Annotated in this window: 22 protein-coding genes and 1 pseudogene; 13 read left to right on the top strand and 10 right to left on the bottom strand. The window is 71.2% G+C overall.

The features are described 5' to 3' along the window. Positions 1-19 precede the first annotated feature (19 nt). Positions 20-334: an ATP/GTP-binding protein gene (locus tag P3G67_RS08995; RefSeq protein WP_269853179.1), complete on the top strand. Its 315-nt coding sequence runs from the start codon at positions 20-22 to the stop codon at positions 332-334. A gap of 7 nt (positions 335-341) precedes the next feature. On the opposite strand, the gene P3G67_RS08990 is transcribed toward P3G67_RS08995, so the two are convergent. The 6 genes from P3G67_RS08990 to mce all read right to left on the bottom strand — a co-directional run bounded on the left by P3G67_RS08990 (position 342) and on the right by mce (position 8,655). Next, positions 342-1,187: a hypothetical protein gene (locus tag P3G67_RS08990; protein ID WP_276092959.1), complete on the bottom strand. Its 846-nt coding sequence runs from the start codon at positions 1,185-1,187 to the stop codon at positions 342-344. A 29-nt stretch (positions 1,188-1,216) separates the two neighbouring features. Beyond that, positions 1,217-1,987, bottom strand: coding sequence for an ABC transporter permease (locus P3G67_RS08985; RefSeq protein ID WP_276092958.1), 771 nt, complete (start codon positions 1,985-1,987; stop codon positions 1,217-1,219). Positions 1,988-1,989: 2 nt separating this feature from the next. After that, positions 1,990-2,961 (bottom strand): ABC transporter ATP-binding protein, encoded by a 972-nt coding sequence (locus tag P3G67_RS08980; protein ID WP_276092957.1) that lies wholly within the window; start codon positions 2,959-2,961, stop codon positions 1,990-1,992. A gap of 285 nt (positions 2,962-3,246) precedes the next feature. Next, positions 3,247-4,182 (bottom strand): cellulose-binding protein, encoded by a 936-nt coding sequence (locus P3G67_RS08975; protein ID WP_269853175.1) that lies wholly within the window; start codon positions 4,180-4,182, stop codon positions 3,247-3,249. 103 nt (positions 4,183-4,285) lie between these two features. Further along, positions 4,286-8,023 carry a polarized growth protein Scy gene (gene scy, locus P3G67_RS08970; protein WP_276093072.1) on the bottom strand — a complete coding sequence of 1,246 codons (3,738 nt, stop codon included), beginning with the start codon at positions 8,021-8,023 and terminating at the stop codon, positions 4,286-4,288. Positions 8,024-8,214: 191 nt separating this feature from the next. Beyond that, on the bottom strand, positions 8,215-8,655 hold the full coding sequence (gene mce / locus P3G67_RS08965) for a methylmalonyl-CoA epimerase (RefSeq protein WP_276092956.1): 441 nt from the start codon (positions 8,653-8,655) through the stop codon (positions 8,215-8,217). Between the two features lie 161 nt (positions 8,656-8,816). On the opposite strand from mce, the gene P3G67_RS08960 reads away from it, so the two are divergent. Continuing rightward, entirely contained in the window at positions 8,817-9,992 is a 1,176-nt protein-coding gene (locus P3G67_RS08960) for an acetyl-CoA C-acetyltransferase (RefSeq protein WP_269853873.1), read from the top strand. Positions 9,993-10,023: 31 nt separating this feature from the next. Further along, the gene (gene meaB / locus P3G67_RS08955) at positions 10,024-10,983 is read left to right on the top strand and encodes a methylmalonyl Co-A mutase-associated GTPase MeaB (protein ID WP_276092955.1); all 960 of its coding nucleotides are present in this window, start codon (positions 10,024-10,026) and stop codon (positions 10,981-10,983) included. 102 nt (positions 10,984-11,085) lie between these two features. Here meaB and P3G67_RS08950 read toward each other — a convergent pair whose 3' ends face one another. Both P3G67_RS08950 and P3G67_RS08945 read right to left on the bottom strand, forming a co-directional pair. Continuing rightward, positions 11,086-11,562, bottom strand: coding sequence for a MarR family winged helix-turn-helix transcriptional regulator (locus tag P3G67_RS08950; protein WP_276092954.1), 477 nt, complete (start codon positions 11,560-11,562; stop codon positions 11,086-11,088). A gap of 139 nt (positions 11,563-11,701) precedes the next feature. After that, positions 11,702-12,505: a DUF2127 domain-containing protein gene (locus tag P3G67_RS08945; RefSeq protein WP_276092953.1), complete on the bottom strand. Its 804-nt coding sequence runs from the start codon at positions 12,503-12,505 to the stop codon at positions 11,702-11,704. Between the two features lie 230 nt (positions 12,506-12,735). Here P3G67_RS08945 and P3G67_RS08940 point away from each other — a divergent pair, with 230 nt between their 5' ends. The 5 genes and pseudogenes from P3G67_RS08940 (at position 12,736) to P3G67_RS08915 (ending at position 16,262) form a co-directional block, all read left to right on the top strand. Beyond that, entirely contained in the window at positions 12,736-13,083 is a 348-nt protein-coding gene (locus tag P3G67_RS08940) for a DUF3817 domain-containing protein (RefSeq protein WP_269853170.1), read from the top strand. Next, positions 13,080-13,516 (top strand): annotated as a pseudogene (locus tag P3G67_RS36000) (thiamine-binding protein). Before P3G67_RS08940 ends, P3G67_RS36000 begins: the two are co-directional and overlap by 4 nt. Before the next feature lie 62 nt (positions 13,517-13,578). After that, positions 13,579-14,088 carry a MarR family winged helix-turn-helix transcriptional regulator gene (locus P3G67_RS08925; RefSeq protein WP_269853168.1) on the top strand — a complete coding sequence of 170 codons (510 nt, stop codon included), beginning with the start codon at positions 13,579-13,581 and terminating at the stop codon, positions 14,086-14,088. Positions 14,089-14,154: 66 nt separating this feature from the next. After that, complete coding sequence (locus P3G67_RS08920) at positions 14,155-14,490, top strand: DUF3817 domain-containing protein (protein WP_276092952.1); 336 nt, start codon at positions 14,155-14,157, stop codon at positions 14,488-14,490. Positions 14,491-14,561: 71 nt separating this feature from the next. Next, positions 14,562-16,262 carry an acyl-CoA mutase large subunit family protein gene (locus tag P3G67_RS08915; protein WP_276092951.1) on the top strand — a complete coding sequence of 567 codons (1,701 nt, stop codon included), beginning with the start codon at positions 14,562-14,564 and terminating at the stop codon, positions 16,260-16,262. A gap of 81 nt (positions 16,263-16,343) precedes the next feature. Here P3G67_RS08915 and P3G67_RS08910 read toward each other — a convergent pair whose 3' ends face one another. After that, a complete protein-coding gene (locus P3G67_RS08910; protein WP_276092950.1) occupies positions 16,344-16,988 on the bottom strand; it encodes a TetR/AcrR family transcriptional regulator in 645 nt (214 codons plus the stop codon). Between the two features lie 274 nt (positions 16,989-17,262). Here P3G67_RS08910 and P3G67_RS08905 point away from each other — a divergent pair, with 274 nt between their 5' ends. The 5 genes from P3G67_RS08905 (at position 17,263) to P3G67_RS08885 (ending at position 22,956) form a co-directional block, all read left to right on the top strand. After that, positions 17,263-18,213 (top strand): tetratricopeptide repeat protein, encoded by a 951-nt coding sequence (locus tag P3G67_RS08905; protein ID WP_276092949.1) that lies wholly within the window; start codon positions 17,263-17,265, stop codon positions 18,211-18,213. 631 nt (positions 18,214-18,844) lie between these two features. After that, a complete protein-coding gene (locus tag P3G67_RS08900) occupies positions 18,845-19,468 on the top strand; it encodes a DUF6230 family protein (protein WP_276092948.1) in 624 nt (207 codons plus the stop codon). Between the two features lie 99 nt (positions 19,469-19,567). Further along, a complete protein-coding gene (locus tag P3G67_RS08895; protein WP_269853162.1) occupies positions 19,568-20,074 on the top strand; it encodes a DUF6114 domain-containing protein in 507 nt (168 codons plus the stop codon). Continuing rightward, a complete protein-coding gene (locus P3G67_RS08890; RefSeq protein ID WP_276092947.1) occupies positions 20,064-21,302 on the top strand; it encodes a hydrogenase expression protein HypF in 1,239 nt (412 codons plus the stop codon). The genes P3G67_RS08895 and P3G67_RS08890 overlap by 11 nt, the downstream gene beginning before the upstream one ends. Before the next feature lie 79 nt (positions 21,303-21,381). After that, the gene (locus tag P3G67_RS08885) at positions 21,382-22,956 is read left to right on the top strand and encodes a glycosyltransferase family 2 protein (protein WP_276092946.1); all 1,575 of its coding nucleotides are present in this window, start codon (positions 21,382-21,384) and stop codon (positions 22,954-22,956) included. A 100-nt stretch (positions 22,957-23,056) separates the two neighbouring features. Here P3G67_RS08885 and galE read toward each other — a convergent pair whose 3' ends face one another. Next, a complete protein-coding gene (gene galE, locus P3G67_RS08880) occupies positions 23,057-24,028 on the bottom strand; it encodes a UDP-glucose 4-epimerase GalE (protein ID WP_269853159.1) in 972 nt (323 codons plus the stop codon). Between the last annotated feature and the right edge of the window lie 55 nt (positions 24,029-24,083).

The raw sequence follows: 24,083 nt of genomic DNA, 5'->3' as shown, positions 1-24,083 counted from the left end.
CCCGTCCGTGAGGTGTCCCGTGTCGCCGCGCCGCAACCGCCCGTACCGGGCCGACAAGTTCGAACCGCGGCCCGAGGGGGACCGGCACGGCCTTGAGCGCGTGGAGACCTGGCGCGGCGAGGAGTGGGTGATGCGGCCGGTGGCGGGCAGCGGCGGCAAGACGTACCGCTGCCCCGGCTGCGACCAGGAGATCCCGCCCGGCGTCGGCCATGTCGTGGCCTGGCCGGAGTACGGGGGAGTGGACGACCGGCGGCACTGGCATCGGGGCTGCTGGGACGCTCGGGACCGGCGCGGTGCGAAGCTCCTTCGATCACGGAACGCGCCGCGCCACTGACCGGCGGCTACCGGGGGTCGGCTGGTCTCGCGAAGGGGACCTGGTGGGAGAGGAGCTCGGGCTGGGGGAGGGCCCAGCCGTGGGCCTTGAAGAGGCGGGTGGCCTCGGCGGGGGTGGTGGGGTCGGCGGACACCCGTTCCACCCAGCTGCGCGGGTCGGGGCCGAGGAGCTCGCGCAACCGGGGTGAGGCGGCGAGCAGTTCGCTCAGGAGGGTGTGCTGGTCCGCGGTGGGGCGGGGGCTGCGGCCGTCCAGGGACAGCACACCGTGGACGTTGGCGTACAGGTAGGCGACCGGCAGCTTGGCGCCGTTCGGCAGCCGCAGGGGGAAGCGGTCACAAGTGACCTTGATACGGCGGAAGTTGAGGGCTTCCGAGGCGTCGATCGCGCTCAGTTGATCGGTGTCGAGCCAGGAGGTGACCAGTGTCGACTCCCGCGAGATGTCCGGGTACGGCGAGGCGCTCACGTACCCGTGCACGCTGACGTGCGCGGAGACGCCGACCGCGATACCGGTGACGCGGACCGGGACCATGGGGACGGTCGCGGTGAGCCCGACCGAGGTGAGCTTGTGCCGCACCTGGCCGGGGGAGCCGTTGGAGCCGACCGCCATGACCGGGACGCGCTCGGCGACCGGTGCCAGCTCCAACTCGGCGAGCAGGTCGTCCAGTCGGCGCCCCGGGGTGTCGACGTGCCACCTGCCGAGGGGCCCGGGCAGCGGGCGCAGCGGCAGCAGTTCGTCGCGGTGCAGCAGTCCGGGTTCCGACACCTGGCCGCCCGGGTAGCCGAGCGGCTGTTGGGCGGCGATGGCGTCCAGCCCCAGCGCCTCCAGGCTGCGCGGCCGCGGTCGTGTCACCACACCGCGAGGGTACCGCGCGGGCGTCGCGCTCAGGCGTCCCGCTTCTTCAGCAGCGCGTACCCGCCGACCAGCGCGGCGGCCACCCAGGCCGCCATGATCAGCAGGCCCAACCAAGGACCGTACGGGCGGCCGTCGTTGCGGGTGACCACCATCATGATCTTCTGGCCCGCCTGGTCGGGCAGATAGCGGGCGATCTTCTTGGTGGCGCTGACCCCGCCGAGGATGTTGGAGATCAGGAAGAAGAACGGCATCAGGATCGACAGCGACAGCAGCGGGCTGCGCAGCATCGCCGCACAGCCCATCGCGAACACCGCCATCAGCGTCATGTACAGCCCGCCGCCGACCACCGCGCGCAGCACACCGGGGCTGCCGATCTGGGTGCGGTGGCCGCCCAGTACCGACTGGCCGACGAAGAAGGAGACGAACGAGGTCACCTCGCCGACCACCAGGGCCAGCGCCGTGGCGACGGTGATCTTGCCGAACAGGAACCTGCCCCGTTGCGGTACCGCCGCCAGCGAGCTGCGGATCATGCCCGTGGAGTACTCGTTGGAGACCACCAGCACCCCGAAGACGATCATCAGCAGCTGCCCGATGCCCATGCCCGCGAAGCTGGTGTAGGTGGGATCGAAGGTCAGTCGCTCGGTGAGGGGCATCTTGCCGAACTCGTTGTTGACCAGCAGCGAGATCAGCAGGCCGAGCCCCACCGTGATGACCGCCGCCAGCGAGAGCGTCCACACCGTGGACCGTACTGACCGGATCTTGGTCCACTCCGACCTCAGGACCGCCGCCGTCGCCGCCATGGTCACGCTCCCCTGCCCTGTCGCCAGCCCTCGCCCCAGGCGGGCCGGTCCTGCTCCGGCGGCGGCTCGCCGTCGTGTGCGTGGTATTCCACCGTTTCCGCGGTCAGCCGCATGAACGCCTCCTCCAGCGAGGCCCGCTGCGGTGACAGTTCGTGCAGCACGATCCGGTGCTCGGCGGCCAGCTCGCCGAGTTGCGCCGCCTGCGCGTCGCAGACCTCGAACGTCCCGTCGGCGGAGGCCACCGCGTTGATTCCAGCGGTGTGCAGCGCGTCCCGCAGCGCCTCCGGCTGCGGGGTGCGGATGCGTACGAACGCACGCGAGTTGCGCGCGATGAACTCCGCCATCGAGGTGTCGGCGAGCAGGCGGCCCTGTCCGATGACCACCAGGTGGTCGGCGGTGAGTGCCATCTCGCTCATCAGATGGCTGGAGACGAAGACGGTGCGGCCCTGGGCCGCCAGACCCTTCATCAGGTTGCGGATCCAGTGGATGCCCTCGGGGTCCAGGCCGTTGACCGGTTCGTCGAACAGCAGCACCCGCGGGTCGCCGAGCAGGGCGGCGGCGATGCCGAGGCGCTGGCCCATGCCGAGCGAGAAGCCCTTGGTGCGCTTCTTCGCGACCGAGGTCAGGCCGACGGTGTCCAGCACCTCGTGGACCCGCTGGGCCGGGATGCGGTTGGACTGCGCCAGGCAGAGCAGGTGGTGGTACGCGCTGCGGCCCGGGTGCCAGGCCTTGGCCTCCAGCAGGGCGCCGATGTTCGTCAGGGGGTCGTGCAGGTCGGCGTAGTGCTTGCCGTCGATGCGTACGTCGCCCGCAGTGGGGCGGTCCAGGCCCAGCATCATCCGCATGGTGGTGGACTTGCCCGCGCCGTTGGGGCCCAGGAAGCCGGTGACGATGCCCGGCCGCACGGTGAAGGTCAGGTGGTCCACGGCCACCTTCTCACCGAAGTGTTTAGTGAGGGCCCGGAGCTCGATCATGCCAACACGCTACGGGCGCTGTGCCCACCACGCACCCTTTTCCGCCCGGCCTGTCCCTCTACCTTCCCACCCGCCCACCCCTCGGGACTGCGCCCCCGGCCCCAGCCCTCGGGGCTCCGCCCTGGGTCTCGCAAGCTCGCCGGGGCCGCGCCCCAGCGGGGGCCAGGGGCGTAGCCCCGGAAGAGGGGGTCCGGGGGCGCAGCCCCCGGGAAGAGAAGGAAGAAACCTCAGCCACATGAAGAAACCCCCGCCGTAGGCGGGGGTTTCTTGGGCCGGGCCTAGCGCCTAGCGGGACTGCTGGGCGGGGACGCCGCGGGAGATGGGCTCGTCGTCGGGGGTGGCGGCGGCGGCCACCGCCGCGCCCGTCAGGGTGGCGAGCATCTCGCGGACGTTGGTCAGCTGGGCGTTGATGCTGTCGCGACGGTTCGTCAGCGCCGCCAGCTCGCGCTCGGATTCGCTGCGGATACGGTCCGCCTTGGCATTGGCGTCGGCCACGATGTCCTCCGCCTGCCGCTGGGCGGTCTCCACCGTCTGCCGGGCCCGGCGCTCGGCGTCGGTGCGCAGCTTCTCCGCCTCCAGACGCAGCTGCTCCGCACGGTGCTCGATCTCGGCGAGACGCTTCTCCGCCTTCGCCTGACGCGAGGCCAGGTCCCGCTCCGACTGCTCACGCCGCTTGGCGAGGTTCGTCTCGAAGTCCGCGGCGGCCTGCGCCGCCTTGGCGCGGGTCTCCTCGAAGAGGGCGTCCGCCTCCTCGCGCTTGTTCTGCGCGTCCTTGTTCGCCTCGGCTCGCAGCTGGTTCGCGTCCGACTTGGCCTTGTCGACGATCCGCGACCCCTCGTCCTCGGCCTTCTGCTTGCGCTCGGCCGCGTACGCCTCGGCATCCGAACGCACCTGGTTGGCGGCCCCCTCCGCCAACTCCCGGTGCTGCTCGGCGGCGCGGCGGGCCTCCTCGCGCAGGTCCTTGGCCTCCTCCTCGGCGAGCCGGAGGATCTTCTCTACGCGAGCGCCGAGACCGGCGTACGACGGTTCCGCGTCATTGATCTGGGCCTGCGCGTTCTGGGTTTCGAGGTGCAACTCCTCGATGCGCTTCTCCAGCGCGCTGATCCGGGCCAGTGCACTGTCTCGGTCGGCGACGAGCTTCGTGATGCGGTCGTCCACCTGTCCGCGGTCGTAACCACGCCGCACGAGCTCGAAGCCGAAGGGGGAGGAAGTGTCGCTCATGGGGTTCCTGTCAATTCAGGCCGGGTGAGGTGATGGAGGGAATCCTAGGGGTGGAAACGGCGTGTCATCGAGTCATTGCGCTAGGGATCTGGAAAATGTGCGCTCAATCGAGTGGCGGGTCATCGGAGCGCTTGCCACTCGAACGAGTGACTCCGGCGCCAGCGCCTGCCTTCACCACGCTGGGTCCGTCCCTGCGGTCACCCGACTTCTTGCCTCCTGAGGACGACGTTCCCTCGAACGACTCCAGCGCCTCCAACACATCCTGAACTCGGGAGATTTCCGCGTTGATGTCCTCGCGGCGGCGCTTGAGGACATCGAGTTCACGACGACCCTCGTCGACGATACGCTCCGCCTCGGCCCGCGCCTCGGCGATCGTGCGTTCGGCGTTGCGCTCCGCCTCGGTCTTCTTCTGGCCGGCTTCCTTGATCAGTCCCTCGGCCTTCTTCACCGCCGCGATGCGGACCTTGCTCGCCTCGGAGTTCGCCTCCGCCGACAGCTCCTCGGCCGCCTGCTTGGCGTCCGCCACCAGCTTGCGGGCCTTCTCCTCGGCCTCGGACAACTGCTCGGTGGCCGCGGCCACCAGCTTGTCGACCCGCTCGCCCGCCGACTTCATCGCCTCGGCGGACTCCTTGCGGGCCCGCTCGTGCAGCTCCTCGACCTCGGCCTCCACCCGGGTGCGCAGCTCGTCGGCCCGCTCCCGGATCGAGGTGGCGTCCCGGCGCGCCTCGGCCAGCAGTGTGTCGGCGTCGGCACGGGACTGCTCCACGATGCCGTTGGCCTCGCTCCGCGCCTCGGCGACGAGGCGCTCCGCCTCGGCGCGGGCGGCGCCGACCATCGCGTCCGCCTGCTCCTCCGCGGTGGCGGCGGTGCGTACCGCCGCCTCCAGCGCCTCGCTGGTGACCCGCTCGGCCTCGGTGGTCGCCTCGCCGATCAACTCGTCGGCCTGCTGGGCGGCTTCGCTGCGCTTGCGGTTGGCGTCGTCCCGGGCCTCGTCGACGACGCGCTCGGCCTCGGCGGCCGCCGAGGCCGCCAGCCGCTCGGTCTCGGCGCGGGTCTGCTCGGCGTGCTCCTCGGCCGCCTGACGCAGTTTCTCCGCCTCGATGGTGATCCGCTCGGCGTCCCGCTCCGCGCGTGCCACCCGCTCCTCGGCCTCGGCGTGCAGCCGCTCCGCCTCGGTGGCGGCGCCGGAGACCAACTCGTCGGCCTGCTGGGCGGCTTCGCTGCGCTTGCGGTTGGCGTCCTCCCGGGCCTCGTCGCGGATCCGCTCCGCGTCGGCGAGCGCCTCGGCCACCGTCCGCTCGGCCAGCGCCTTGGCGTGCTCGGCCTCCTCGTTCGCCTCCCGTCGGATGCGCACCGCGTCGGAACCGGCGCGCTCCCGCTCGGCGTTGGCCTCCGCGTGCATCCGGTCGGCGTCCTCGCGGGCCTCTTCGCGCAGCCGCTCCGCCGCGTGCTCGGCCGCCGAACGCAGCCCGGCGATCTCCTCCTCGGCCTGCTCGTGCAGCCCGGCCACCGAGTCCCGCACCTGCTGGGCGGTCTGCTCGGCCGCCCCCACCAGCTCCGTGGCGCGCTGCTCGGCCTCGGCGACCAGCCGTTCGGCCTCCGCGTCCGCGTCCTCCACCCGCTTGCGCGCGGCGGCCAGCAACTCCTCGCTCTGCTCGCGGGCTTGGCCGCGCTCCTGCTCGGCCTCGGCGCGCGCGTCGGCCAGCAGCTCCTCGGCCTCCCGGCGGCGCCTGGCCGCCTCCTCGCGGGCCGCCGCCAGCGCCTCGGCCGCCTCGGCCTCGGCACGCTCCGCGGCCGCCGCCGCCTCGGCGCGCAGCCGGTCGGCCGCCTCGCGCGCCTGGACCCGAAGCTCCTCGGCCTCCGCGGTGGCTTCACCGCGCAGCCGTACCGCGACCGCCTCGCCCTCGGCGCGAGCCTGGGAGGCGTCCGCCGCCGCCTCGTTGCGCAGCCGCTCGGCCTCCTCCTCGGCCTCGGCGGTCAACGCCCTGGCCCGTTCGGCGGCCTCGGACCGCAGCCGCTCGGCCTCCTCTGCTGCCTCGCGGCGCAGCGTGTCCGCATCGTCGGCCGCGGCGCGCACCGCCTCCTCGGCAGCCGCCAGCCGCCGGCGCAACTCGTCGCGCTGCCGGTCGAGTTCCTCTGCGGCCTCCTCGTGCAGGCGGCGAGCGGCCTCCTCGGCGTCCTCGCGCATCCGCGCGGCGGCCTGCTCGGCGTCGTCCCTGACCTGACCGGCCGCCTGCTCGGCCTCGGCGCGCAGCTCCTCGGCCTCGCCGCGGGCCCGCTCCAGCAACTCCTCGGCCTGGCGGCGCAGCGTCGCGGCGCGCTCGGTGGCCTCGGTGCGTACCCGGTCGGATTCGGCGGCCGCGCCCTGACGCAACTCGTCAGCGTCGGTACGTGCCTTGGTGAGCAGCTCCTCGGCGGTACCGGCCGCCTCCTCGATCTGCTGGAGCGCCTCGCGCCGCGCCTCGCCGCGGATCCGCTCGCCCTCGGCGACCGCCTCGGCGCGCAACTGCTCGGCCTCGCCGCGCAGTCGGCGGGCCTCCTCCTGCAACTCGACGGTCTTGGCGCGGTATTCCTTGGTGTCGTCCTTGGCCGCGCCCTTGAGCTGCTCGGCGGCCTCCTCGGCCTCGGCGCGCAGCCGTTCGGCCTCGGTGCTCGCCTCGTGCCGGATCCGTTCGGCCTCCTCGGCCGCCGACCTGGTGGTGGTCTCGGCGTCCTGGGACGCCTTGGCCAGGATCTCCTCGGCGCTACGTGCGGCCTTGGCCAGCCGTTCGGCGGCCTCCTCGGCCGCCGCGGAACGGGCCGCCTCCTGCGCCTCGGCGACCGCGCGCTCGGCCTGCGCCCGTGCGTCGTCGCGGAGTTGCTCGGCCTCGGCCTTGAGGGCCTCGGCCTCCTTGGTGGCCTCGGCGACCAGTCGGGCGATCTCGGCGCGCGCGGTACGGGTGCGCTGCTCGTTGTCCGACTCGGCGTCGGCCAGCCGCTTGGCCGCCGCCTCCTCGGCCTCGGCGCGCAGCCGTTCGGCCTCGGTGCGTGCCTCGCGCAGCGCCCGATCCGCCTCGGCAAGCGCCTGCTCGGCCCGCTGGTTCAGCTGGGCGGCCTCGCGGCGCGCCTCCTCGGCCTCGGTACGGGCCCCGGTGCGCAACTGCTCGGCGTGGTCGGTGGCTTCCTGGGCCTGCGTTCCCGCGGCGGTCAGCAGCCGCTCGGCGTCGGTACGGGCCCGGCGCAGGATCGCCTCGGCCTCCGTACGGGCCTCGGTGGCCGCCGACTCCAGCCGTTCACGGGCCTGTTGGGCCAGCCGGGCCGCCTCCGCGCGGGCGGTGGACAGCGCCGCCTCGGCCTCGGCGCGCGACTCGTCCATCAGCCGCCGCGCCTGCGCCTCGGTGCGGGCCCGCAACTGCTCGGCCCACGCCACGTTTTCGTTGACGTGCGTCTCTACGGTGCTGCGGCGCTCGGCGAGTTCCTCGTCCAGGCGGCGGCGCCGGGCGACCGCCTCGGCGTGCCACTCCGCCTCCAGCTGGGACTGGCGCTCGGCCTGCTCCTGGAGCATCCGCTGGGTGTTGGCGCGCGCCTCGCGCAGCTCGCGCTCGGCGTCCGCGCGCAGCTGGTCGGCCTGGATCTGCGCGTTGCGCAGCAGCTGCTCGGCCTGGTGGCTGATGTTCTCGTAGGCCCGCGGCTGGGCAAGCTGACGCCGCGCCTCGTGCAGCTTGGCGCGCAGCACCTCGACCTGGTAGCCGAGATCGTCTGCGTGGTCGACGGCCTTGTCCCGCTCCGTCCTCAGCCGCTCCATCTCGGCCTCGAACTGCGAGAGGTGGTCGTCAGCCTCGTAGCGGTCGTAGCCCCGCACTCCGCGGTCCCATCCGTCTCCTGGACTGCCCACCCGCCAACCGGGTGAGCTCTCCGGTGAACATAGCCATTCAGGAGAATGGTGTCAGATCTTCACCGCAGTCCGGGCCCGTCCCCCGGCGCCCAGCCCCGGGGGACACAGTACCGGGGCGGGACCCTCCCGGTCAGCGAACCAGGTCGGTGCCCGGCCGGTCAGTGATCGTCGGCGGTGGCCTCGGCGGCCGTCACCAGCTCGGTGAGCACCCCGTGGCAGTCCTTGGGGTGCAGGAACGTGATCCTGGAGCCCATGGATCCGGTGCGCGGCTGATCATAGAGGACGCGGACGCCCTTCTGGCGGATGTCATCGGCGTCGCCGTCCACGTCCGCGGTGCCGAAGGCGATGTGGTGGACGCCCTCACCGTTCTTGGCCAGCCACTTGCCGACCGCGGAGTCCTCGCGGGTCGGCTCCAGCAACTGGAGGTAGGAGGCGCCGCCGTCCGAGGTCTCGTTGATCTTCAACATGGCCTCGCGGACGCCCTGCTCCTCGTTGACCTCGGTGTGGAACACCTCGAAGCCGTACGTGGCACGGTAGAACTCGACGGTCTTGTCCAGGTCGAAGCAGGCGATACCGATGTGGTCGATGCGCGTCAGCATGCCACCAGTGCACCGCTCGCACGCGCGATCACGCAACGTGCGCGCGATCACACCGCATCGCCGGTGACCGGCGTGCTACCCGTAAGTACATTGGCCTTAACCCTCGTTAACTCCCCATCCGCAAAGGGGTCAGCGCCATGACCAGCCAGTCAGGTACGTCCGTGATCGTCGCCGGTGCGCGGACGCCCATGGGCCGTCTCCTCGGATCCCTTCGCAGCTTCTCCGCATCGGACCTCGGCGGCCTGGCGATCAAGGCCGCGCTGGACCGGGCGGGCATCGGCGGCGACCAGGTCGAGTACGTGATCATGGGGCAGGTGCTGCAGGCCGGCGCGGGCCAGATCCCGGCCCGGCAGGCCGCGGTGCAGGCCGGGATCCCGATGAGCGTCCCCGCGCTCACCATCAACAAGGTCTGCCTCTCCGGCCTGGACGCCATCGCGCTCGCCGACCAGCTCATCCGCGCCGGCGAGTTCGACGTGGTGGTCGCCGGCGGGCAGGAGTCGATGACCAACGCGCCGCACCTGCTGCCCAAGTCCCGTGAGGGCTACAAGTACGGCGCCGTCGAGATGCTGGACGCGATGGCGTACGACGGTCTGACCGACCCGTGGGAGAACATCCCGATGGGCGAGTCCACCGAGAAGCACAACGCCCGGCTGGGTATCGGCCGCGCCGAGCAGGACGAGATCGCCGCGCTGTCCCACCAGCGGGCCGCCGCCGCGCAGAAGAACGGCCTGTTCGAGGCGGAGATAACTCCGGTGGAGATCCCGCAGCGCAAGGGCGAGCCGGTGGTCTTCAGCCAGGACGAGGGCATCCGCGCGGAGACCACCACCGAGTCACTGGGCAAGCTGCGCCCGGCGTTCCGCAAGGACGGCACCATCACCGCCGGTTCTGCCTCGCAGATCTCCGACGGCGCCGCCGCCGTGGTGGTGATGAGCAAGGCCAAGGCGGAGGAACTGGGCCTGGAGTGGATCGCCGAGATCGGCGCGCACGGCAACGTGGCGGGCCCGGACAACTCGCTGCAGTCGCAGCCGTCCAACGCGATCAACCAGGCGCTGACCAAGGCCGGTCTGACGGTCGACGACCTCGATCTGATCGAGATCAACGAGGCGTTCGCGGCGGTCGCCGTGCAGTCAATGAAGGACCTGGGCGTTTCCGTCGAAAAGGTGAATGTCAACGGCGGCGCCATCGCGCTGGGTCACCCGATCGGGATGTCCGGTGCCCGGCTGGTGCTGCACCTCGCGCTGGAGCTCAAGCGGCGCGGCGGCGGGACCGGCGCCGCGGCGCTGTGCGGCGGCGGTGGTCAGGGCGACGCGCTGATCATCCACGTACCGGCCAAGTAAGCGGCCAGTCCCTTCCAGGAACGGAGCACCGATGGCGGACGTCCCCACGCTGGTCGAGCAGGCGCGCGCCGGCAGGCCGCGCGCTGTGGCGCGGCTGATCTCACTGGTGGAGGGGGCGTCACCGCAACTGCGCGAGGTGATGGCGGCGCTCGCACCGCTGACCGGCGGCGCGTACGTGGTGGGGCTCACCGGATCGCCGGGCGTCGGCAAGTCCACCTCGACGTCGGCACTGGTGACCGCGTACCGCAAGCGCGGCAAGCGGGTCGGCGTGCTGGCGGTCGACCCGTCCTCGCCGTTCTCCGGCGGTGCGCTGCTGGGCGACCGGGTGCGGATGTCGGAGCACGCCTCGGACCCGGGCGTCTACATCCGGTCCATGGCGACCCGCGGCCACCTCGGCGGTCTGGCCTGGGCGGCGCCGCAGGCCATCCGGGTGCTGGACGCGGCGGGCTGCGAGGTGATCCTCGTGGAGACGGTCGGCGTGGGCCAGTCCGAGGTGGAGATCGCCGCTCAGGCGGACACCTCGGTGGTGCTGCTTGCGCCGGGGATGGGCGACGGGATCCAGGCGGCCAAGGCCGGGATCCTGGAGATCGGCGACGTCTACGTGGTCAACAAGGCCGACCGGGACGGCGCGGACGCGACGGCCCGCGAGCTGAACCACATGCTGGGCCTGGGCGAGGCCCGCGGCCCGGGCGACTGGCGCCCGCCCATCGTCAAGACGGTCGCGGCCCGGGGAGAGGGTATCGACGAGGTGGTCGAGGCCCTGGAGAAGCACCGTGCCTGGATGGAGGAGCGGGGCGTCCTGGCCGACCGCCGGCGCCACCGGGCGGCCCTGGAGGTCGAACACATCGCGGTGACGGCCCTGCGCCAGCGGATCGGCGATCTCCACGGAGATCGCCGGCTGGACGCGCTGGCGGAGCGGATCGTCTCCGGGAGGACGGACCCCTACACGGCGGCTGACGAACTGATCGAGGGCCTGACCAACGGCGGTTAGGCCTTCTCCCGCCCGCCGTGGGCCCCGTGCCTGCCGTTGCGCGCGGTCGGTTGTGCGGCGCGCCCGCGCGCAACGGCAGGCGGGCGGGAGTCGGGAAAGGACCTACGCCCGCCCGCGCGTGGCGCGCAGATGCTTGGCGACCGGCTCCAACGCCGCCTGCAGGGACTCCAGTTCCCGCGGCGACAGCAGGTCGATGAAGTGCTCCCGCACCGCGGCGACATGATGCGGTGCGACCTGCTTCATCGTCTCCCACCCGTAGTCGGTGAGCACCGCGAACAGCCCGCGCCGGTCGGACTCGCAGTTCTCCCGCCGCACCAGCCCCGCGTTCTCCATCCGGGTGATCTGGTGGGACAGGCGGCTCTTGGACTGGAGCGTGGCGCGGGCCAGATCGCTCATCCGCATCTGGTGGTCCTCGGCCTCCGAGAGGTTCACCAGGATCTCGTAGTCGTTGTAGGTCAGGCCGAATGGCTGCAGATCCCGTTCGAGCTGGTACGTGAGCAGCCGCGACACCTCAAGGTGGGTGCGCCACGTGCGCTGCTCCTCGTCGCTGAGCCAGCGGGCGCCGTTCTCGGTCTCCATAACGTCCAGTCTACCCAATTAAGTTGAAATTTGAATAAATACCGTAATGGCAGGTGATCTTCGACAATTGTTCGAGATTACAGTCCGCAGGCTACTCCTCACAATCCGAAGCCGTCCTGGCGGGCCCGGACCACTGCGATCAAGCCATCGCCGCGCCCTGCGTGCCCGCCGCACCCGGCCCGGCCTCCGCGCCGGCGGCGTGCTCGACCTCCAGCAGCGAGGCGCCGCGCCGCTCCGCCTCGAACGCCCTGGCGCCACCGCGCAGCCCGAACAACCGCTTGGCCACGGCGATGTAGACCACCGCGAGGACGTTGATCAGCAAAGTGGCGATCTTCAGCCCGCTGACCTTCTCGCTCAACTCGTAGATCTCCAGCGGCAGGAACGCCGCGGTGGCCACCACCGTCAGGTACTCCGCCCAGCGCTTGGCGAACCACAGCCCCACGCCCTCGACCAGCTCGATCAGCGCGTAGGTCAGCAGCGCCGCCGCCACGACGACCAGCGTGGAGTGCTTGTAGTCGAAGGTCCTGCGGATCGTGTCGACCACGGGGGAGTGGTCGACGTCGTAGCCGAAGTGCTGGGCGACCGGCCGGAAGACGGTCAGGTTCTGCTCGAAGAACTGGCGTACCGCCGTCTGGGAGTTGCTGAACTTCCACACCGCCGCCGCGGCCAGCACGATGAACACCCCGCGCACCACCCGCTCGAACGCCAGCAGCCGCAGGATGAACAGGTCCCGCAGCGCCCGCCCGCGCGGCACCTGCGGCGCCCGGTCCGCCGGGCCCGAGCCGTGCGGCGCGCCCAGCGCGAAGTCGCCGCAGCGCAGGCAGCGCCAGGCCTCACCGGCCCCCGTGGCCGCCCGCAGCCGCTCGCGCAGCGCGCCCTCGTCCGGTGCGTAGGTGATGTGTCCGCGCCGGGCGCAGGTGCGGCGGTTCCAGTCGAGCTTCATCCGGGTCGTCCCCCGTGGTCCGTAGATCGCTTGACGCCACGATGCTAGGGCCTGCCCGACGGGGCCCGGGCGGAGGTGGAGCGTTTCTTCCCGGGAGGGGAGCGTCCCCCGGGCCGCCGAGAGTCGACCCCCTGCGGGAGTTCTGGTGCCGGACTGCGACAATGGCTGAGCTTGTGCAACTGTTCACAAGATCGACCGGACAACGCCCCAGCTTCCAGACGAGGTACCTCGTGGACGTGAAGACCGCCGCCGCCCTGCGCCGACTGCGCATCATCTCGATCGCCGAGGCCATCTCCTTCCTCGCGCTGCTGCTCCTCGGCTCCGTGCTCAGCCGGGTTTCCAGCATCAACCTGGTGATGCCGCTGGGCATGATCCACGGCGTGCTGTTCATCCTCTACCTGGTGCTCCTCGCCGATGTGTGGAGCAAGGCCAAGTGGACGCGCGGCAGGGTCGGCCTGTTCTTCCTGCTCTCCATCCTCCCGACCGGCGGCTTCTTCGGTGACCGCATGATCAAGAAGGAGGAGGCGGCCGGTGTGATCGCCGCCAGGGCGCGTAAGGAAGGCGTGGTCAACGCGTGATCGTCGCCTTCTCCGTCACCCCGCTGGGCGTCGGTGAGGACGTCGGCGAGTACGTCGCGGACGCGGTGCGGGTGGTCCGGGAGTCCGGGCTGCCGAACCGTACCGACGCGATGTTCACCTCGGTCGAGGGCAAATAGGACAGTTGTGATAACCGTGGCGTCCGCTGGCTTCTCATGTACTCAAGCCTTGTCACGTTCGGGCAAATAGGACAGTTGTGATAACCGTGGCGTCCGCTGGCTTCTCATGTACTCAAGCCTTGTCACGTTCGGGCGAGTGGGACGAGGTGATGGACGTGGTCAGGCGCGCCGTCGCCGCCGTGGAGGCCCGTGCACCGCGTGTCTCCCTGGTGCTCAAGGCCGACATCCGGCCGGGCGTGACCGACGCCCTCACCGGCAAGGTGGCGGCCGTCGAGCGGCATCTGGCGGGTGGCTAGCCGCCCGTCCGGATCGCGGAACGGGCCCGCCCGGCATGTGACCGCCGGGTAGGCTCCTGGGCGTGTCAAAGCCATTGAGCCTGCCCTTCGACCCCATCGCGCGCGCCGACGAACTGTGGCGGCACCGCTGGGGCGACGTGCCCTCCATGGCCGCCATCACCTCGATCATGCGCGCCCAGCAGATCCTGCTCGGCCAGGTCGACGCGGTCGTCAAGCCCTACGGGCTGACCTTCGCCCGTTACGAGGCCCTGGTACTACTGACCTTCAGCAGGGCCGGGGAACTGCCCATGTCCAAGATCGGCGAGCGGTTGATGGTGCACCCCACCTCGGTGACCAACACCGTCGACCGGCTGGTCAGATCCGGTCTGGTCGACAAGCGGCCCAACCCCAACGACGGACGCGGCACGCTCGCCTCCATCACCGAGAAGGGCCGCGAGGTCGTGGAGGCGGCCACCCGCGATCTGATGGCGATGGACTTCGGGCTCGGCACGTACGACGCCCAGCAGTGCGCGGAGATCTTCACGCTGCTGCGGCCGCTGCGGATAGCCTCGGGCGACTTCACCGAGGACTGAGCCCGGGCGGCCGCTCGGCGGGGCTGGCGGAAAGATCGCCCAGGGGGCCGCGTACGCTCGACTGTCATGAAGCGGAGTGTCCTGAACCGGTACCGCGTGATGGCGTATGTGACCGGTGTCCTTCTGATCCTGCTGACGATCGGCTGCGTCGCCAAGTACCTGCTGGACGTCAACGGGGCGACCGCGTTCGTCACCGTCGTCGGCATCGCGCACGGCTGGCTCTACGTGCTCTACCTGGTGCTCGCCTTCGACCTGGGCAGCAAGGCGAAGATGCCGTTCGGCAAGCTGCTGTGGATGCTGCTGGCCGGCACCATCCCGACCGCCGCGTTCTTCGTCGAGCGGCGGATCACCCGTGAGCTGGAGCCGCTTTTCGCGGAGGCTCCGGAGCTGGCCAAGGCCTGAGCGACGCTCCCTGCGAGTCGGGGAGCGTTTAACCATCGACAATTAGTAGGACGTCCAAGTAAATTTGACCCATGGACGCCGAAGCCATTGCGGAAGGCCGCCGTCGCTGGCAGGCCCGCTACGACCAGGCCAAGAAGCGCGAGGCCGACTTCAGCACGCTGTCCGGGGACCAGGTGGACCCGGTGTACGGCCCGCCGCCGGGCGCCGTGGTGCCCGGGTTCGAACGCATCGGCTGGCCCGGTGAGTACCCGTTCACCCGGGGCCTGCATCCCACCGGCTACCGAGGCCGCACCTGGACCATCCGCCAGTTCGCGGGCTTCGGCAACGCCGAGCAGACCAACGAGCGCTACAAGATGATCCTGGCCGCCGGTGGCGGCGGCCTGTCCGTGGCGTTCGACATGCCGACCCTGATGGGCCGCGACTCCGACGACCCGCGCTCGCTGGGCGAGGTCGGGCACTGCGGGGTGGCCATCGACTCCGCCGCCGACATGGAGGTCCTCTTCCGGGACATCCCGCTCGGCGACGTCACCACCTCCATGACCATCAGCGGCCCCGCCGTGCCGGTCTTCTGCATGTACCTGGTGGCCGCCGAGCGCCAGGGGGTCGACCCGGCGACCCTCAACGGCACGCTCCAGACGGACATCTTCAAGGAGTACATCGCCCAGAAGGAGTGGCTGTTCGCGCCCGAGCCGCACCTGCGGCTGATCGGCGACCTGATGGAGCACTGCGCGGCCGGAATCCCCGCGTACAAGCCGCTGTCGGTCTCCGGCTACCACATCCGCGAGGCCGGGGCGACGGCGGCGCAGGAGTTGGCGTACACCCTGGCCGACGGTTTCGGCTACGTCGAACTCGGCCTCTCCCGGGGCCTGGACGTGAACACGTTCGCGCCCGGCCTGTCGTTCTTCTTCGACGCGCACGTGGACTTCTTCGAGGAGATCGCCAAGTTCCGCGCCGCGCGCCGGATCTGGGCCCGCTGGATGCGGGAGGTGTACGGGGCCACGTCCGACAAGGCGCAGTGGCTGCGGTTCCACACCCAGACGGCCGGGGTCTCGCTGACCGCGCAGCAGCCGTACAACAACGTGGTGCGCACCGCGGTGGAGGCGCTCGCCGCCGTGCTCGGCGGCACCAACTCGCTGCACACCAACGCCCTGGACGAGACGCTGGCGCTGCCCAGCGAGCAGGCCGCGGAGATCGCGCTGCGCACCCAGCAGGTGCTGATGGAGGAGACCGGCGTCGCCAACGTGGCGGATCCGCTGGGCGGTTCGTGGTACGTCGAGGCGCTGACCGACCGCATCGAGGCCGACGCGGAACGGATCTTCGACAAGATCAGGGAACTCGGCGCCCGCGCCGTGCCGACCGGGGAGCACCCGGTGGGACCGATCACCTCCGGCATCCTGCGCGGTATCGAGGACGGCTACTTCACCGGCGAGATCGCCGATTCCGCCTTCCAGTACCAGCAGGCCCTGGAGAAGGGCGACAAGCGGGTGGTGGGCGTCAACTGCCACACCGGTTCGGTCACCGGGGACCTGGAGATCCTGCGGGTCAGCCACGAGGTGGAGCGCGAGCAGGTCCGCGTGCTGGCGGCCCGCAAGGCGGAACGGGACGAGACGGCGGTGCGAAGCACGCTGGCGGCCATGGTGGACGCGGCGCGCGGGGACGGCAACATGATCGCGCCCATGCTGGACGCGGTCCGCGCCGAGGCCACACTCGGCGAGATCTGCGGCGCGTTGCGCGACCTGTGGGGCAACTACACCGAGCCCGCTCGGTTCTAGGCGGTACGGCCGTCAAGGCGGCGCCTGCCGGGGATTTGGGGCTCCACCTCAAATGTCCGGCAGGTCGGCCCGTCGCGGGCGTCACCGCGCCGCGACCGCCATCGCGGCCGGGAGGCCGCCCACGAGCAGGGCGGAGAACATCCGCGCCCAGGCGAAGTCGATGCGCTCACCGCTGACCAGGATGCGGTGCACGACCGCCCCCGCGATCACGTCGAAGATCAGGTCCGCGTTGCGCGCGGCGGCCTGTTCGGCGAGCGGGTCGTCCGCGCAGCCGTCGGGCGGCACGTCCGGCGGCAGTTCACCGCGGGCCTGGGCCCGCTGGCGGCCCAGTACGACCAGGCGCTTCTGCCGGTCCACGATCGCCTCACGGATCCGCACCCGCAGCGCGTCGTCATGCGTGGACTCGGCGATCACCGCCATCAGCGCCGTCTTGGTCTCCGGCCGCTCCAGCAGCTCCGCGAACTCCATCACGACGCCCTCGACATCCGCCAGCAGGCTTCCCCTGTCCGGCAGTTGGAGTTCGTCGAAGAGAGCGGCGACGGCGTCGACCACCAGCTCGTTCTTGTTGGCCCAGCGTCGGTACAGCGTGGTCTTGGCGACCCCGGCGCGCGTCGCGACGTCGCCCATCGTGAGCTTGCCCCAACCCAGCTCCACCAGCGCGGAACGGGTCGCGTCCAGGATCGCCAGATCCGCCTCCGCGCTGCGCGGGCGTCCGGTTCTGGTCACCCATCGGACCCTACCGCCAAGTAGTCAGTGAGGGAGATCACGTGAAAGTCACGGCCAGCACTTGCGGCCCTGGGGTGCCGCCCAGTTACGCTACGACCCGTAGCGAAAGAGCGACAACCACAACGCGCGGATGGGGATCCGCGCACCGCGCGGTGCGTACCGGCACGTACCGCGGCACAGTGAGCGGCGTGCGCGCTTTACGGATATCCCGCATTCCGGTGGGGTATCCGGGGGCTGTTCACGCTTGTCCCGGCGAGGGGGGAGGATTGGCCTCATGCAGCCACGGAACATGTCCATGAGCGGCGTGGTCGACCTCGCCGCGGTGAAGGCGGCCGGTGAGGCCAAGCAGAAGGCGGAGCAGGCCCGCCGACAGCAGGCCGCCCGCGGTGACCAGGGCGCCGCCCCCTCCCAGTTGGTGATCGACGTCACCGAGGCGACCTTCGAGCGCGAGGTGCTCCAGCGCTCCGCCGAGGTCCCGGTGGTCATCGACTTCTGGGCCGAGTGGTGCGAGCCCTGCAAGCAGCTCGGCCCCCTGCTCGAACGGCTCACCGAGTCCTACGCGGGTCGGATCCTGCTCGCCAAGATCGACGTCGACGCCAACCAACTCCTCTTCCAGCAGTTCGGTGTCCAGGGCATCCCCGCGGTCTTCGCGGTGATCGGCGGCCAGATGATGCCGCTGTTCCAGGGCGCGGCCCCGGAAGCGCAGGTCCGCGAGGTGTTCGACCAGTTGATCGCGGTGGCCGAGCAGCGCTTCGGCATCACCGGCATCCCGGTCGAGGGCGCCGCCCCCGCCGCCGCGCAGGAGCCGCCGATGGACCCGGCGCTGGCCGCCGGGCACGAGGCGCTGGACCGAGGTGACCTCGGCGGCGCGATCCAGGCGTACAAGAACGTGCTGTCCGGCGACCCGGGCAACATCGAGGCCAAGCTGGCGCTGGCTCAGGCCGAGCTGCTCCAGCGGGTGGAGGGCGCCGACCCGCAGGCGGTCCGCAAGGCGGCGGCCGACAACCCCACCGATGTGGACGCCCAGATCGCCGCGGCCGACCTCGATCTGGTGGGCGGCCATGTCGAGGACGCCTTCGGGCGGTTGGTCGACACCGTCAGGCGCACCGCGGGCGAGGACCGTGAGCGCGCCCGGATCCATCTGCTCGAACTGTTCGAGGTCGTCGGCGCGGAGGATCCGAGGGTGACCTCGGCGCGCACCGCGCTTGCCCGCGTGCTCTTCTGACCGGACCTCGGAGGCCGATGACCGGGCGTCAACGCCCGGGTACCCCGCGCCACCCGGCGCGGCGGAAAGTCGCGCACGGCAGTCGCCTTTATCAAATCTTGATGAAAGGCGACTGCCGTTACCTCTAGTAAGTCAAGCGACTTTTTCTGTCCCGCTATGCCCCCGCATGTCGGGCTCTGCCGACCGCGCTCCGAACACCCTGCGTGTTCACAGTAGGCTGCCCGGTCGCACAGCGGTTATCTCGGCGTTACTCGCTAGTAATGAAAGGCCTTGTGTACCGGCCCCGAATGGACCACGATCGGCCCCACGCTCGGTCCGTTCCCCCAAGCCCGGCAAGCCGGTCGGCGCGAGGGTGAAGGATTCCCCACCGAGCAGGGCGCGCGGTGACCGCCGCCGCCCTAGGACAGGGGGGTCCCTGCCTCATGGGCAGGGCCTGTCCAGCAGGTTGCGCGAGAGCGTGGCCAGTGGTTGTCGCTCGGGGGTGATCGCCGGTACTTCGGACCCGCCGTCCGCCTGCACGCGACGGCCGCCGATGACGGCGCTCTCCTTCCCGAGGACGTAGCACTTCTCCCATCCCAGGTTCGGATCCCGAGTCCGGACCGGAGATGTACGTCCGAGAAGGAGGAAAGTCATGGAGTCAGAGCCGACTCGTGGCGGGACCAGATGGAAGCGGTTCGCCGTCGTCATGGTGCCGAGTGTCGCGGCCACGGCCGCGATCGGCGTCGCCCTGGCACAGGGTGCGCTCGCCGCGTCGTTCAGCGTCTCCGGCCAGGATTTCAAGGTCACCGCCGACAAGCTCGACGGCACGGGCTTCCTGCAGTACGGCGCCTATGACGTCCAGCACGGCGGAAAGAACATCCCGGTGGCGGTCTCGGCGTTCAAGAGCGCCAAGATCACCAACATGTGCCAGTCCGTGGTCATGCCCGTGCCGCTGGTCGGCAACGTGACCATGAGGCTACAGGCGGGCGGCAACGGAACCGCGGTCGAGGCCAAGAACCTCTACATCGACCTGGACCAGCTGAACGCCGACGCCCAGTTCAACAACATCAACATCGGCGTCGCCGCCGGGGACCAGTCCAAGGGACCCGGTATGAAGGGCCTCCCCGAGCACGCGGACCCGGGCGGTTTCGCCCAGGAAGCCGACTCGGCCACGCTGACCGGTGTCAAGCAGACCGCATGGGCCACCAGCGCGGGCACCTTCAAGCTCAACGGGTTGTCCCTGCGTCTGCTCACGGGCAAGCAAGAGTGCTACTGACGCACTCCCATTGAGTAGGGCGAGTGGGGGACGGTTCGCTGTCCCTCGCTCGGCCACCCCAACGAACCACCGATCGCCGGTCGCAGGGAGCTGTTTTCAATGAGCGCCGAGTCGCTAGGACCGCGTGACCGAATCGGCAGTTGGCGCCGGTCCTTCCGTACGTGGCGTGGCCAACGCCCCTTCTGGGCGGGCCTGCTGACGCTGCTGGGCGGACTGCCGATCATGTACTTCCCCTATGCCAACCTCACCCTCGGTCAGTTGACCGTTCGGATGGCCACCACCGCCGGTTCCGGCTCGCTGATCATCGGCGTGCTGCTGGTGGTGCTCGGCTTCACCATGTGGTTCCAGTCGACCGCCCGGGTCTTCGCCGGGGTGGCCGCCATCCTGCTGGCCCTGGTGTCGCTGGTGGTCTCCAACTTCGGCGGCTTCATGGTGGGCTTCCTGCTCGCCCTGATCGGCGGCGGCCTGTCCGTCTCGTGGGCGCCCGGTGCTCCGCCGACCCAGCCCGCGACCAACGGGGACCCCGAACCGGTCATCGCCGGGCCGGTGCTCTCGGGCAACGGGTTGGACGACGAGTCGATGAACGGGAGGCACCGTGCGGGGTGATGAGGCTCAACCCGAGAACGAGGGCAGCGCCCCTCGTGCCAGAACCGGGCCGAGGCACGCGGCCCCGCGCAGGTCGCTGCTCACCCGCGCCCCCGTGGGCAAGGCGATCGCGCTGGCCGCGATGCCCACCGCCGTACTGATGGGCATGGGACTGACACCCCGGCTCGCGCAGGCCGACGAACTGCCGAAGAACCCGTTCAGCGGTGACCACTGCGTCAGCCAGTCCGACAGCCCGTCGCCGTCCGGCTCGCCCTCCGCGTCTCCGTCCGCCACGCCGTCCGAGTCGCCCTCGCCGTCCGCGAGCGCGTCGCCCTCGGCGCAGACGGACACGCCCAAGAGCGGTCAGGACAAGGGCGGTTCGGCGCCGAGCAGCGCACCGCACGCTTCGACGCCGGACAGCAGCGCACCGCGCTCCACGGCCAGTGCGACGCCGTCGCCCAGCCAGTCGAACAACCCCTGGGACCCGCTGGGCCTCGGCAACACGCTCAAGGGCCTGCTCGGCGGCGGCTCCGCGGCCAGTCCGACGCCCAGTGCCTCGCCGACCCCCAGCGCCACGCCCACGCCGAGCGCCAGCCCCACGGCCAACGCCCCGGCGAGCGCGGCCGGTTCGGCGGCGCAGGGCGCGACGCAGGCCGTCAGGAACGCCCTGGCGAATGCCACCAAGGCGGCGAAGTCCGCGGCCCCCACCACGTCCCCGTCGGACAGCCCGTCCGCGGCTCCGTCGCCCTCGTCCACCGGGCCGCAGCCGTTCCCGTGCCCGACGTACAACGCCAAGGCGCTGGCGGACGCCGGACTGGAACCGACGTCGTCGCTGCTGCCGAACGACCCGTGGATCCTCAAGACGGACCTGCTGACCCTGATGGGCCTGGACTACCACGGCATCGTGAAGGTCAAGACGGAGAACGGCACCGTCAAGGACGTACTGAAGTTCACCGCGAGCGCGGTGGACATCAAGAACCTCCACCAGATCACGGAGGGGGCGCTGGGTACGCACTGGAACGTGCAGGGGCGCGACGGCAGTACGTCCACGGTCCGCGACGGCACGGTGACGATGTACACCGAGAAGATCAGTGGCAACCTCTTCGGGCTGATCCCGGTCACCTTCAGCCCGCAGACCCCGCCACCGCTCAACATCCCGCTGGCGATCTTCAGTAACTGCACGGTCGTCCAGGCCGGGCAGTTCGGCGGCACGCTGACCATCCCCGGCATGCACGTGTACCCCGGCTGATCCGCAGACCATTCCGGGAGCCGCACGGTGGGCGCCGGTCCCCTCGGGGGGACCGGCGCCCACCTGTAATGTCTGGGCCATGACGACGAGCGAACAGCGTGCGGTGACGGTCGTGGTGATCGGCTACAACGACGCCGCGCACATCACCGACGCGGTGCGCTCCGCGCTCGCCCAGGGCCCGGCCGTCGCCGAGGTGATCGCCGTGGACGACTGCTCCACGGACGGCACCGGCGACGTCCTGGAGCGGCTGGCCGCCGGAGAGGACCGGCTGCGCGTGCTGCGGCGGACCGAGAACAGCGGGGGCTGCGGCACCCCGCGCAACGACGGCATCCGCGCCGCCGCCACCCCGTACGTGATGTTCCTCGACAGCGACGACGTACTGCCCACCGGTGCGGTCGACGCCCTGCTGACCGCCGCCCGCGCCCACGACGCGGACGTCGCCGCGGGCCAGTGCGTACGGCGTGAACTGCCCGAGGGACGTGACACGTTGTGGCGCTCCGAGCTGTACGCGGCGCCCGCGCTCGTCGAGCGGCCGGAGGACGAACCGCGGCTGGTGGACGACACGTTGTGCGTCAACAAGCTCTACCGCACCGACTTCCTGCGCGAGCACGGCATCGTCTTCCCCGAAGGCCGGTTCGTCTACGAGGACTTCGTCTTCACCGCCCGAGTGCTCGCCGCCGCCCCGCGGGTCGCCCTGGTTCCCGACACCGTGTACGTGTGGCACGTACGGCGGGCCGCCAAGCGGTTGTCGATCTCCCTCGACCGCGCGGGCATCGACAACTGGCGCTCCCGGATCGAGGCCCACCGCCAGGTGGTCGCGATCCACACCGCGGCGGGGGAGAAGACTCTGGCCAGCGCCGCCAGGGCCAGCTTCCTCGACCGCTCGGTGCGGATGTACGTACGTGAGCTGGGCGGGCGTGGCGCCGAGTACCGCCGGGAGTGGTGGCGACTGGCCCGGGAGTACCTCGCCGGATTCGAGGAACGCGACCTGGCCGCCGCACCGCCGCCCGCGCGGACCATCGCCCAGGTCGTGCTGGCCGCCCCGGAGCCGCGTGACCTGACCCGGCTCGTGGCGCTCGCCGCCCGCCCGGCCCGGCTGCTGCCCCCCTACGCCGAGGGGCAGGTGTGGAGCGAGGACCTGCCGAAGGTCGCTCTCGGCGGGCTGGTGTCCTGCCCGATCGGCGAACTGGCGCTTGCCGCCGAGGCGTCGCTGGCCCTCAGCCCGGTGCGGGGGACGCTGATGCTGCGGGTGCACGAGCTGTACGGGCGGCTGGCCGCGGCACGGCCGGTCGCGGTCGACGTCGAGTGGACCGACCGCCACACCGGTCGCACGATCACCTCGCACACCACCGGCCTCACCCCGCAGGCCTCGGCCTGGACGGCCGAGGCGCCGGTCCACCTGACCGCGCTGGCCGAGGGCGATCTGGCGGTACGGGACCTACGGCTAACCGTCCACTTCGCGGACGGCAGTCGCACGGTGACCGCCGCCCAGGCGGCCAGCGGCGCCCTGCGCCGCGCCGCCGTGCTGAGCAGGCGCGGCGGCGCCCTGCTGGTCCAGCCCTACGCCACGGTGGACGGCGCGCTGGCCCTCCGCGTGGCGCCCGGCCTGCGCGGCGCGGTCTCCGTCCTGCGGCGGCGCCTGCGGCGGGGGTAGGCCAGGCCGCGGCGCCCGCGGCCGTGGGCCGCTGATGGGCGCGGCGGCAGGCGACCACGACGTCGGAGCACCCGTGCCGGAGCGGCCGCGGCCGGGCGTCTCAGGCGTCGTGCCGTGCCCGCCAACCGGCCCACGCCGAGTCGATCATCTCGTCGACGTCGTACTGAGCCGACCAGCCCAGCTCCTCGCGGATGCGGGCCGCGGAGGCCACCACCCGGGCGGGGTCGCCGGGGCGGCGGTCCAGGACCTTGGGCTGGACGTCCTCATGCCCGGTCACGGCGCAGATGCGCTGGACCATCTCGGTGACCGACACCCCCTCGCCGCGCCCGATGTTCACCGTCAGGTCGCCGGTGGCCCCGCCGGCCAGTCGACGAGCCGCCGCCAGATGGGCGGAGGCGATGTCGCGCACATGGATGTAGTCACGGATGCAGGTGCCGTCCGGCGTCGGATAGTCCGCGCCGAAGACCATCGGCGGCTCGCCCGCGTCCAGCTTCTCGAAGACCATGGGCACCAGGTTGAACACGCCCACGTCCGCCAGCTCCGGCCGGGCCGCCCCGGCCACGTTGAAGTACCGCAGGCACGTGGTGCCCATGCCGTACGCCTTGCCGGCCGCCCGGACCAGCCACTCACCGGCCAGCTTGGTCTCGCCGTACGGGTTGATCGGCAGGCAGGGGGTGTCCTCCGTGACGAGGTCCACATCCGGCATCCCGTAGACGGCAGCGGAGGAGGAGAACACGAAGTGCTTCACACCGGCCGCCGCGCAGGCGCCCAGCAGCACCTCAAGACCGTGGATGTTCTCCCGGTAGTACATCAGCGGCTGCTCGACCGACTCCGCCACCTGCTTCTTCGCGGCGAGGTGGACGACCCCGGTCACCCCGTGCTCCGCCAGGGTGCGGTCCAGCACCTGGCGGTCCAGCGTGGAGCCGGTCACCAGCGGGACGTCCTGGGGCAGCCGCTCCGGGATGCCGGTCGACAGGTCGTCCAAGACCACGACCCGCTCCCCGGCCTCCGCCATGGCTCGCGCCACATGCGCGCCGATGTACCCCGCACCGCCTGTAATCAACCACGTCATGCCAGACACCCTAAGGGGCCGCTCCCGTAGGGTGTGGCCGGTCCGTGCTACGCCC

This window comes from Streptomyces silvisoli, from assembly GCF_029269905.1.
Classification (GTDB): domain Bacteria; phylum Actinomycetota; class Actinomycetes; order Streptomycetales; family Streptomycetaceae; genus Streptantibioticus_A; species Streptantibioticus_A silvisoli_A.
This window is presented reverse-complemented; position numbering and strand designations above follow the sequence as displayed.

What these genes read in the sequence shown, in the direction of transcription:
- P3G67_RS08985 (WP_276092958.1), bottom strand. Translation starts at nt 1,987, where the DNA reads ATGGCGGCGACGGCGGCGGTCCTGAGGTCGGAGTGGACCAAGATCCGG.
- P3G67_RS08980 (WP_276092957.1), bottom strand. Translation starts at nt 2,961, where the DNA reads ATGATCGAGCTCCGGGCCCTCACTAAACACTTCGGTGAGAAGGTGGCC.
- P3G67_RS08975 (WP_269853175.1), bottom strand. Translation starts at nt 4,182, where the DNA reads ATGAGCGACACTTCCTCCCCCTTCGGCTTCGAGCTCGTGCGGCGTGGT.
- mce (WP_276092956.1), bottom strand. Translation starts at nt 8,655, where the DNA reads ATGCTGACGCGCATCGACCACATCGGTATCGCCTGCTTCGACCTGGAC.
- meaB (WP_276092955.1), top strand. Translation starts at nt 10,024, where the DNA reads ATGGCGGACGTCCCCACGCTGGTCGAGCAGGCGCGCGCCGGCAGGCCG.
- P3G67_RS08950 (WP_276092954.1), bottom strand. Translation starts at nt 11,562, where the DNA reads ATGGAGACCGAGAACGGCGCCCGCTGGCTCAGCGACGAGGAGCAGCGC.
- P3G67_RS08945 (WP_276092953.1), bottom strand. Translation starts at nt 12,505, where the DNA reads ATGAAGCTCGACTGGAACCGCCGCACCTGCGCCCGGCGCGGACACATC.
- P3G67_RS08920 (WP_276092952.1), top strand. Translation starts at nt 14,155, where the DNA reads ATGAAGCGGAGTGTCCTGAACCGGTACCGCGTGATGGCGTATGTGACC.
- P3G67_RS08915 (WP_276092951.1), top strand. Translation starts at nt 14,562, where the DNA reads ATGGACGCCGAAGCCATTGCGGAAGGCCGCCGTCGCTGGCAGGCCCGC.
- P3G67_RS08905 (WP_276092949.1), top strand. Translation starts at nt 17,263, where the DNA reads ATGCAGCCACGGAACATGTCCATGAGCGGCGTGGTCGACCTCGCCGCG.
- P3G67_RS08900 (WP_276092948.1), top strand. Translation starts at nt 18,845, where the DNA reads ATGGAGTCAGAGCCGACTCGTGGCGGGACCAGATGGAAGCGGTTCGCC.
- P3G67_RS08895 (WP_269853162.1), top strand. Translation starts at nt 19,568, where the DNA reads ATGAGCGCCGAGTCGCTAGGACCGCGTGACCGAATCGGCAGTTGGCGC.
- P3G67_RS08885 (WP_276092946.1), top strand. Translation starts at nt 21,382, where the DNA reads ATGACGACGAGCGAACAGCGTGCGGTGACGGTCGTGGTGATCGGCTAC.
- galE (WP_269853159.1), bottom strand. Translation starts at nt 24,028, where the DNA reads ATGACGTGGTTGATTACAGGCGGTGCGGGGTACATCGGCGCGCATGTG.